The sequence below is a fragment of the Chthoniobacter sp. genome, assembly GCF_040003245.1.
Taxonomy (GTDB): domain Bacteria; phylum Verrucomicrobiota; class Verrucomicrobiia; order Chthoniobacterales; family Chthoniobacteraceae; genus Chthoniobacter.
This window is the reverse complement of sequence record NZ_JBDUCX010000263.1, coordinates 1-9063: the sequence shown is the minus strand read 5'-3', so window position 1 is coordinate 9063 and position 9063 is coordinate 1. Positions and strand designations below refer to the sequence as shown.

The 9063-nt window shown below is 60.2% G+C and carries 13 protein-coding genes; 9 read left to right on the top strand and 4 right to left on the bottom strand.

Features of this window, described 5'->3' with window-relative positions:
* From ABJF10_RS26095 to miaA, 5 genes are all read left to right on the top strand, one after another.
* Positions 1–381: TraR/DksA C4-type zinc finger protein (locus ABJF10_RS26095; RefSeq protein ID WP_348547558.1), on the top strand; the 381-nt coding region annotated here is incomplete at its 5' end.
* Between the two features lie 7 nt (positions 382–388).
* Positions 389–562, top strand: a complete 174-nt coding sequence (rpmG, locus tag ABJF10_RS26090) for a 50S ribosomal protein L33 (protein ID WP_348547557.1) — start codon at positions 389–391, stop codon at positions 560–562.
* A gap of 5 nt (positions 563–567) precedes the next feature.
* A complete protein-coding gene (rpsR, locus tag ABJF10_RS26085; protein WP_348547556.1) occupies positions 568–807 on the top strand; it encodes a 30S ribosomal protein S18 in 240 nt (79 codons plus the stop codon).
* A 547-nt stretch (positions 808–1354) separates the two neighbouring features.
* On the top strand, positions 1355–1879 hold the full coding sequence (locus tag ABJF10_RS26080) for an RNA-binding protein (protein ID WP_348547555.1): 525 nt from the start codon (positions 1355–1357) through the stop codon (positions 1877–1879).
* A gap of 114 nt (positions 1880–1993) precedes the next feature.
* The gene (gene miaA, locus ABJF10_RS26075) at positions 1994–2908 is read left to right on the top strand and encodes a tRNA (adenosine(37)-N6)-dimethylallyltransferase MiaA (RefSeq protein ID WP_348547554.1); all 915 of its coding nucleotides are present in this window, start codon (positions 1994–1996) and stop codon (positions 2906–2908) included.
* A 28-nt stretch (positions 2909–2936) separates the two neighbouring features.
* On the opposite strand, the gene ABJF10_RS26070 is transcribed toward miaA, so the two are convergent.
* The 3 genes from ABJF10_RS26070 to ABJF10_RS26060 all read right to left on the bottom strand — a co-directional run bounded on the left by ABJF10_RS26070 (position 2937) and on the right by ABJF10_RS26060 (position 5631).
* Entirely contained in the window at positions 2937–3515 is a 579-nt protein-coding gene (locus tag ABJF10_RS26070; protein ID WP_348547553.1) for a hypothetical protein, read from the bottom strand.
* Positions 3516–4973 (bottom strand): hypothetical protein, encoded by a 1458-nt coding sequence (locus ABJF10_RS26065; RefSeq protein WP_348547552.1) that lies wholly within the window; start codon positions 4971–4973, stop codon positions 3516–3518.
* Between the two features lie 160 nt (positions 4974–5133).
* The gene (locus ABJF10_RS26060; protein ID WP_348547551.1) at positions 5134–5631 is read right to left on the bottom strand and encodes a hypothetical protein; all 498 of its coding nucleotides are present in this window, start codon (positions 5629–5631) and stop codon (positions 5134–5136) included.
* Positions 5632–5821: 190 nt separating this feature from the next.
* On the opposite strand from ABJF10_RS26060, the gene ABJF10_RS26055 reads away from it, so the two are divergent.
* From ABJF10_RS26055 to ABJF10_RS26040, 4 genes are all read left to right on the top strand, one after another.
* Positions 5822–6163: a DUF2934 domain-containing protein gene (locus ABJF10_RS26055; RefSeq protein WP_348547550.1), complete on the top strand. Its 342-nt coding sequence runs from the start codon at positions 5822–5824 to the stop codon at positions 6161–6163.
* A 143-nt stretch (positions 6164–6306) separates the two neighbouring features.
* Positions 6307–6549: a hypothetical protein gene (locus ABJF10_RS26050; RefSeq protein WP_348547549.1), complete on the top strand. Its 243-nt coding sequence runs from the start codon at positions 6307–6309 to the stop codon at positions 6547–6549.
* Positions 6550–6626: 77 nt separating this feature from the next.
* The gene (locus ABJF10_RS26045; protein ID WP_348547548.1) at positions 6627–7106 is read left to right on the top strand and encodes an Lrp/AsnC family transcriptional regulator; all 480 of its coding nucleotides are present in this window, start codon (positions 6627–6629) and stop codon (positions 7104–7106) included.
* A gap of 157 nt (positions 7107–7263) precedes the next feature.
* Positions 7264–8436: an aminotransferase class I/II-fold pyridoxal phosphate-dependent enzyme gene (locus ABJF10_RS26040; protein ID WP_348547547.1), complete on the top strand. Its 1173-nt coding sequence runs from the start codon at positions 7264–7266 to the stop codon at positions 8434–8436.
* Between the two features lie 167 nt (positions 8437–8603).
* On the opposite strand, the gene ABJF10_RS26035 is transcribed toward ABJF10_RS26040, so the two are convergent.
* On the bottom strand, positions 8604–9063 hold a 460-nt coding region (locus ABJF10_RS26035; protein WP_348547546.1), incomplete at its 5' end, for a hypothetical protein.

The following is a 9063-nucleotide window of genomic DNA, read 5'->3' as shown; positions in this document are numbered from 1 at the left end:
AACCTCCGCCAGCGCGCCGAGGGCAGCGAGGCCAGCGCGTTCGGCATGCACCAGGCCGACGCCGGCAGCGACGCCTACGACCGCGATTTCGCCCTCAGTCTCCTTTCCCAGGAACAGGACGCCCTTTACGAGATCGAGGAAGCGCTCAAGCGCGTCGACCTCGGCACCTACGGCATCTGCGAAATGAGCGGTAAGCCGATCGCGCACCCCCGCCTCGAGGCGCTGCCGTTCGCGCGCTACACTGTCGAATGCCAATCCCAAATTGAGAAGCAGGGCAAAGTCACCCGCGCCCGCGTCCCCGTCACCTCACTCTTCGGCCTGACCGACGAAGAGCCGGCGGAAAACGAAGAAGAAGAAACGGTCAGCGAACCTAAGGAATAAAGCCGCCATGGCCCGCGAATTCATCATCCTCGAATGCACCGAAGCGAAAGCTGAGGGCAAACCCGTCTCGCGCTACATCTCCACGCGCAACAAGAAGAGCCCGAACACACCGAACCGGCTCGAAAAGAAGAAATACAATCCCAACTTGAAGCGCCACACGCTCCATCGGGAAACCAAGTAAACGTCATGCAACCCAAGACTCCGCAACGCCGTTCCAACTTCCGTAAGGCCAACCGCACCATGCCGCGGCGCCGGATCGATATCGCCCTCGAGGCGCTCGATTACAAGAACCCGGACATCCTGAAGAAGTTCGTCACCGAGAGCGGCAAGATCCTGCCCCGCCGCCTTACCGGCATGCCCGCGCATTTTCACCGCAAGATCACGCGCGAAATCAAGCGCGCCCGTGCGGTGCTGCTCATGCGCTGATTTTTCGGCGTCGACCGATCTACTTTCAAAGCGCGCTCTCGTGAAGGGAGCGCGCTTTTTTGCCGTCACCCCTTGGTTTCACCACGAAGGCACAAAGACACCAAGTTATGGGGTCGGATAGGAGCGCCGCCCTTCCCCTCCGTGTCTTCGAGCCTGCGTGGTAAAACCCCGAGACTTTCGCCGAATCGCCACATTTGGCCTTGCGAAATACGAAATCTCGCTTACGTAGTTTCCGGGTGTGGGCGAGCCAAAGGCTTGGCGCGCTTGTATTTCCCTCAGCCAACAACCGAATCCATGAACATAGCCCTGTTCCTCCTCCTCGGTTGTTTGATTCCAGTGTGGCGGCGCATTAGTTTGCAGCGCCCCTGGCGGCTCGGAAGGACGCGGCAGACAGCGGCTCAACCTCACACCCCCCGGCGAAGTTTTCCCATAGTGGCTGGCCGAAGAGCGCTCCATCGAACGAGCGCCCGGCACCCCTTCAGGATCCGTGCACCTCGCGTGCGCTTCCCGGGCATCGCAACACCACGTAACGTAAATAATCACTCCGATGAGACCAAACGACTCGCGAGGCTCCGGCCGCCGCTCCGGCCGCGGACCGCGCCGCCCCTCCCGCTCGCGCAACGACGCAGCACGCCCCGCCCAAACCCCACCCGCAAAAAAGACATTCTGGCAAAAGCTGGTCTCGTTTTTCCGTCCCGCTCCCTCCACTTCGAACGGGACGCAGTCCAGCTCGAACTCCGCGCCCCGCAAGGAATCGCGCGAGGCGCGGCCTGGACGTAAACCCGAATCCGTCGAGGTCACCTCGCCGAAACTTTACGTCGGCAACCTCAGCTACGAGGCCACCGAGAGCGACCTCTTCGAGCTCTTCAACGGCGTCGGCGTCGTGAAAAGCGCCGAGATCGTCACCCACAAATACAACGAGAAGTCCAAGGGCTTCGGCTTTGTCACCATGAGCGCGACCGACGACGCCAAGCGCGCCGTGGTCGAATTGCACGACAAGGATTTCATGGGTCGCAAGCTCGTCGTCAGCGGTGCCAAGACCACCGAGCGCGAACCCAACTACCGCGGATAACCAAAACCGCAGGCCAACTTCAAGAAGCCCACTGGAAACGGTGGGCTTCTTTTTTATGCAGCCTTCCATCAACGTCAATCGGACCAACCGCCGCCTATTTCGCAGTCCCAACACGTGCTTCCCGCTCCTCCCAATTTCTTCATCATCGCTGGCCCTACCGCTGTCGGAAAATCCGCCATCGCCGTGGCTGTCGCCGAGCGCTGCGGTGGCGAGATCATCGGTGCGGACGCCTTCCAGATTTATCGCGGCCTCGACATCCTCACCGCCAAGCCCTCACCGGAACTGCGCGCCCGCATGCCCCATCATCTCATCGGCGAAATCCCCCTTAGCCAATCCTTCGACGTCGCCCAATACCTCGCCCTTGCCCATGAACGCATCGCACAAGTCCGCGCGCGCGGCCACATCCCCATCGTCGTCGGCGGTACTGGATTGTATCTGCGCGCTCTCATGCGTGGCCTCGCCGACCTTCCCGGCGCCGACCCCGATTTGCGCATTGCTCTTGAAGCTCGTCCCTTGGCGGATCTCCAGCGGCATCTCTGCGAACTCGACCCCGCGTGCAGCGCATCCATCGATCTCCAAAACCCCCGCCGTGTCATCCGCGCACTTGAGGTCTGCCTGCTCACCGGTCGTCCCTTCTCCAGCTTCCGTGAAGAGTGGTCGGCAGATTCATCACCCCGCTGTGGCGTCGTCCTCACCCTCGATCGTGAAACCCTCCACGCCCGCATCGCCCTTCGTACCACCGCCATGTTTGAGGCCGGTGTCGTCGACGAGGTGTCCCACTGCGGCGAGCTCGGCCCCACGTCAGGCCAAGTGCTCGGTCTCCGGGAATTGCGAGCCCTTGTGCGCCGCGAAATCACGCTTGCCCAATGCTCCGAGGCGCTCGCTCAATCCACCCGGCAATACGCCAAGCGGCAAATGACCTGGTTTCGCCGCGAGCCCGCGCTCGAGTTGATCGACATCGCCAGTCTCTCCACCGACGAACTGATCAACCGGCTGACGGCTCAGGCCGCGACAATCAAGGCACCGTAGCCATCCGCGGCGCAAACCGGACCAGAGATCAGGAAGACGATTTTTCCGGAGAGTCCACGTCCGCAGTCACGATCGTCTGGGCGCGAACGATGACTCCGTCACCAATGGTGATCGGTCCTAAAATCGAGGCGTTGGCGTACAAGATGACGTCGTTCCCAATGGTTGCCCCTCCTTCACCGACGGTGCGATGACCCACCGTGCTCCCTTGGTAGATGCGAAATCCCCTCCCGATCGTATTGCGCGAACCGATCACCGTCCCCAGACCATGGATCACCTGAAGCCCCACGCCAATCACGTTGGAGAAATAAATCTCGCAGCTGCAGACTTCGCGCATGAGCCCATGGACCACCGGAAGAGTCGGAGAATCCGCACCCTCCGCCTCGCGAATCTCGCGGCCCAGCCGGTAAAAAAAGACGGGCAGGCTGTTCCCGTTGGCGACGATCTCCGCAATGATGTTTTCATCTCCGCGCTCTCGGACGGAATACCGGGCATCGGCCAGGGTGGCCGCCAGCGCGCGATCGATCCAAACCGGTTTGATCTCGTAGCTCTCGCCCTGAAAGGCCTTGGCCATCAGGAAGCGGACAAAGGCCCTGATTTGAGAACTCATCTAAAACGCATGCTCCATCGTGAAGCTGCCGGAGCGATTCTCGAGGCTGGAATAGCAGAGGAGCCCCCCATACTCACAAGAAACGGTAAAGTAGCCGAAATCCCCACCCAAAAACTCACCGGCCCCCGGCCATATCTCGGCACAAGGCATACCTCTTTCCAGCCTCGGCATATCCTTCCCCGTCAATGTCGCTTCCAGTGGTTCGTGGCTCCTGGTGCTGAACAGCTTGAGAGTGATCTTCGTATCGTCCGCGATCTCTCCATAGACTTGGGGTATCGCGTGAAGATACAAAACGCCTATCGCGTCGGGCCGGGCGGACGCCAACCCCCAGGTACTCCGTTTGCGAGGCCGCTGATGATGTTCAATTCCCAAGGAGCATTCATTCGGAAGGACGCCCGGCGCTTTCGATGTAACCAACGACGTCACGATTCGACTGGGAAGAGCGCCGGATTCCTTTCGGAATTCAAGGGTCAGCTTTTCCTGCGGAAGAGGAATCCAAGTCGCCTGTCCGGTCGAATGTCTCACGGATTTGCCGCTGAATTGGATCGTATATGCCCCGGGGTCGCAATCCGGGTACACTTCGACAGTGCGTTCGATACCAGGCAACGGCAAAACGACCATGTAGGCCTTTTGATCGGAAACTTCCACATGGTCGGTCTCGTGTTTCGAATAATTGAAATTCGAATGCGTGACTTGGAAATCACTGCCGTCGTTTCTCTCGTTCCCAATCAGCATCCGCGTAAAGGCATCCACCACGTGAAAGGAAATCGAAGCGTGACCGGGCTTCCCATCGAGCCAGTCGACCAAATCGGGAATGTGTTCGGCCGGCACAATCTTGACCGTCTGGTATGGCATCAGAGCGGGTAGGGTGATCTTCGTGTCTCTTGCCTCATTTGCCGCATTGCGAACATGTAACTGTACCACCTGACTCTCACATTGATGATGCCCGTTGTGAAAAACACCAAATGAACGTGTCGCAGAATCATCGCGAAGCGTCCAACAGGCCTCCTCACCTTGGGTAATGGTGCGCCCCTCTTCGATCTCATGTGTCGAGTACGCCCGTCCATAACTGTGGACGATCGAAACTCCTTTAGGAGTTTCATAGATAGCCATTACAGCGGCGTAAGGAATAACGAGGTTTTGCGTGCTAAAGATTTCGATTTCGACCGAGCCTTCAAAGTCTTCGTCGGTCCCGCAGGGGCGGTAGTTCAAAACCTCGCCGTCGCCGAACTTCAACTCTTCCCGACGGAACAGACGCCCAGTCATGTCTCGCAACGATGCTATGATCGCCACTTGGAGGTCCCGCTTCTGCTTCCAATAATTCAGGAACGAGAAAGTCGTCGAAAAGGACGCCTTCTTATTCCGGTAGTAAAACAGGGCGGAAGACCTAAGGACTACCCCGAAGTCCCCAGCGTAATTGGATTTTTGGGAGATTTTCTCGCGGGGAACCGATGACATGAACTTTCAAAGATATTCTTGGGATCTCGGAGGCAGCAACACTTTTGACCGCTTTCCCGGCAAAATCGTCCGCCACAAGGCGTCACTCGATATGATCGACATCGCAAGTCGCTTGCCGGAAAGGAACTGATCAACGGATTGGCGGCTCGAGCCGCGACACTCAAGGCGCCGCGGGTGTCCGCGCCAACTGCTGGCGGGCGAGCTTCCCGAGGTACGGGATCTCCCATTCCTTGCCGCTGAAGGCCTTGATCACCAGGACGACCCAACCCACGAAGATCGCGATCCGGATGAAAAGACTGGCCAGCCAGAGCAAAGTGCCGACGAGGGGAACGCCATGCAAGATGGCATAGGCGATGCTGAGCCCGATGGAAAGCCCGATCCAGAGGCCGCCAAGAAACACGGACTGCATCGCATAGAAACGGACGTACTGATCCTTTTTCTCAATGACCAAAAAGACAACGCCTCCGATGAGCAAAAAGAAACTGGCCAGTGCGGCCGCAAGATGAGGCTGCAGACCGGTGCCTTCGGCTGCGGGCTGGACTGCGGTGGCGTCTGCCGCTGCGGATGAGGCGGCCGGTTGCGGCGGGCTGGGCGGCGTGGCCGCGGGACCGGAAGCCGGCTCAGGCGGAAGCGAAGACGGAACGGTGGGATCGGACATAATTGGAGGCTGAGCGTAAAACGTCCGTGCGCAGTGTCAATTCAACCTCCACACCGTGAAGACTGCCGTCGACAGGAAAACTTCATTATTTACGCCGGCAAACGAGCCGCTAGTATCGTGAGTCGTTCTTTCTTCCTGCTCTCGGGCAGGCGGTTATCCCCAGGGCAATCTCCACAACCATTTGTAGATTATGGCCAAGAAAACCGACAGCACCACCAAGCCCGCCGCACTCAACGGCGCCGCACCCGCGGCCCCGACACCCGTGAAGCGCACCGTCAAACCCGCCGCGAAGGCCAAGCCTGCCGGCAAAAAAGCGAAGGCGCCCCTCACCAAGGCCAGACGGATCACCAAGAAAACCGTCGCCACCACCAAGCCTCGCTATACCCAGGACGACGTCGCCCTGCGCGCCTACTTCATTTCTGAGAAGCGCCGCGCTCATGGCATTCCCGGCGACGAGCATCACGACTGGCTCGAAGCCGAACGCCAGCTCCTCGCCGAAAGCCTCAAGCCCAAAAAGGCGAAGAAGGCTTAAGGATCTCGCGTCCTCGGCAGCTCTATTCCGAGCGGCGTGAGGAGTGAAAAGGCCAGTCGCACGCGCAGCCATCCGCGTTGCCGCGTATCCTTGGTCTAACGCTTCGCCGTAGACACCGCATCATCCCGCTCTAGAATTCAGCCATGCCCTCGCAGCCCGATATCCAGCAGTCCCTCGCCACCGCCCTCCGCGATCGGCTCGCGATCATCGCGGACCGTGAATTGTTTGCCCGCGACCCGGCCGACCACCTGCATCGCCTCCGCACGGTCTCCGAGCAAATTCTCGCCCTGCAAGGCCAGCTCCCGCCACCGGTCGACCCCCAGCTCGCCCACTTCCTCGAGCGCCAGAGCTACGACAAGGCCCTCGCCTTTCTCGAAGCTTGCTGACCCACCTTCCGGGCCGGCAGCGAGATTTTCCCTGACCGCGCTCGCGGTCTGTGTATGCTCGGCCTCCCATTCCGTCCATGGAACCACTCATCCAACTCCTCCGCCAAAACGCCCGCACTCCCGTTGCGGACCTCGCCCGCGAACTGAACCTCTCCGAGAGCGTGGTCGCCGAGCGCATCGCGCGGCTCGAGGCCGATGGCGTGCTCCTGGGCTACCAGGCCGTGGTCGATTCCCAGAAAGTCTCCGGTTCCATCGTCACCGCCGTCGTCGAGGTGAAGATCACCCCCGAGCGCGGCGGCGGCTTTGATCGCCTCGCCGATCGCATCGCGAAATTCTCCGAGGTGCAGAGCTGCTATCTCATGAGCGGCGGCTACGATCTCCTCGTCATCCTCGAGGGCAACAACCTCCAGGACATTGCCACCTTCATCGCGGAGAAGCTCAGCACCATCAAGGGCGTCATCTCCACCGCCACCCGTTTCCGCCTCAAGACCTACAAGGAAAACGGCGTCTCCCTTACCCGCGAGATCAAGGCGGAGCGCCTCGCCGTCACGCCATGAAGGCATTTGGCATTTATCATTTGGCATTTGGGATTTGGGCCGCCCGAGCTCGGTAGCCGCGCTCGCTCGCGGTTCGGCAACCCCCTTCTCGCGAGGAAAAGCGCGGCTCTCCCGTTGCCCTCAAATCCTAAATGTTAATTGTTAAATCCTAAATTTCATGTCTCCCAAAAAATACATCGCGGACCATATCCGCGACGTTCCTAAATCCGGCATCCGCGAGTTCTTCGATATCGTGGCGCAGGAAAAAGAAGTCATTTCCCTCGGCGTCGGCGAGCCCGACTTCGATACGCCCTGGCACATCCGCGAAGCGGCCATCTACTCGCTCGAGCACGGCCGCACGCACTACACCTCGAACCTCGGCCTGCCCGAGTTGCGCACCTCCATCTGCCGCTACGTGCACAAGCACTTCGGCGTCGCCTACGACCCGCGCACCGAGGTCATCATCACCGTCGGCGTCAGCGAGGCGATCGACCTCGCCCTGCGCGCCATGCTCAACCCCGGCGACGAAGTGCTCTACCACGAGCCGTGCTATGTCAGCTATTCGCCGAGCGTCACCATGGCCCACGGCAAAGCCATCGCCATTCCCACGCGCGCCGAGGATCAATTTCGCCTCACCGCCGACGCGTTGAAATCGCGGATCACCGAGCGCTCCAAGGTGCTCATGCTCAATTTCCCGTGCAACCCCACCGGCGCCACGCAGACCCGCGCCGAGCTCGAGAAAATCGCCCGCCTCTGCATCGACCACGATCTCATCGTCCTCACCGACGAAATTTACAGCGAGCTCACCTACGACAACGCCGAGCACGTGAGCATCGCCTCGTTCCCCGGCATGCGCGACCGCTGCGTCTTCCTGCACGGCTTCTCCAAGGCCTTCGCCATGACCGGTTGGCGCATCGGCTATGCCTGCGCACCCGCGTTCCTCACCGACGCGATGATGAAGATCCACCAGTACGCGATCCTCTGCGCCAACACCACCTCGCAAGACGCCGCCATCGAGGCGCTGGAGCACGGTTCGCGCGGCGTCGAGACCATGCGCCGCGAATACGAGCATCGCCGCAACTACATCGTCCGCGCCTTCAACGATCTCGGCCTCGCCTGTCACAAGCCCGTCGGCGCTTTCTACATCTTCCCCAACATCACCAGCACCGGCCTCACCAGCCGCGAATTCTCGCTCGGCCTGCTGGAGAAAAAGAAAGTCGCCTGCGTCCCGGGTCCCGCCTTCGGCGTGAGCGGCGAAGGCTTCGTGCGCTGCTGCTACGCCACCAGCCTCGACCAGATCAAGACCGCCATGGAACGCATCGGCGACTTCATCAACGAAGCCCGCAAGTAGCCGCCTGCCCTCACGAACGGTTGCCACCGCCGGCAGACGGAATCCGGAGTGGCACCGTTGTGTTCACCACGAAGACACGAAGGCTCGAAGTCGAGAGAGCACGGCATCGCCTCAAACGATGACCATTCCCTTTCCTTCGTGTCTTCGTGCCTTGGTGGTAAAAATTCCTACGGCTTGCCCGCAATGGAAAGCACCCGCAGCACGCGCATCGTCTTCGCCTTGCCATCGACGCGCACATCCCGCTTCTCCACCGAGAACTCGATCGTTGCCGACGTCGTCAAGGAGCCGCCACCGTTATTCTGATAGACCACCTTGTAGTGGTTCCCCTTGTGCTCCGTGATGCGGTAACGCAGGAAGCCATTCCCGTCACTGTTGGGCGAGCGCGTCCATTCGTTTTCCTGCTTCACCTCGTCGGTCTGAAACTGATTCGTGCTCGCCTCCACCGCATCGAGATTGATCTCCGTCACGATCGGGCTCTCCCCATCCGAAAGCCAACCCGCGATGAAGCTAAACACCTTCGGGTGAATCTTCAGTTCCGCCGGCGCCGGCGCTCCCTTTTTGTCCGCGGCCGGCAAAGACGACGCGGCCATGGCCACCGACAGGATCAAGAGAACGAGTCTGAGTTTC